This window comes from Leucobacter musarum subsp. musarum (genome assembly GCF_001273845.1).
GTDB classification, from domain to species: domain Bacteria; phylum Actinomycetota; class Actinomycetes; order Actinomycetales; family Microbacteriaceae; genus Leucobacter; species Leucobacter musarum.
On record NZ_JHBW01000078.1, the window covers coordinates 1 to 229 of the forward strand.

The window sequence follows — 229 nt, forward strand, 5'->3', positions numbered from 1 at the left end:
CTTTAATGGTCACTGCACCTGTACTTTCATCAATCGTTACTCCATCTATTGAAGAGTTGTCTAATGTCCAACGACTACCATTTTTTGTTGCAGTAACTGTTTGTTGTGCACCACTACCATTTGTATATGTGAAACTTAATTTGGTTACATTTGTCTTGTTCTTATGTGCAACTACCACATCTCCATTATTTTGAGGTGTTACAGTTGGAGCTGTTGGTTTCACTTGGAA

Annotated in this window: 1 protein-coding gene; it reads right to left on the reverse strand. The window is 37.1% G+C overall.

The genetic code is table 11. The features are described 5' to 3' along the window. A partial coding sequence (locus tag CH42_RS16585; RefSeq protein ID WP_162231080.1) for a hypothetical protein occupies positions 1–229 on the reverse strand: 229 nt, incomplete at both ends.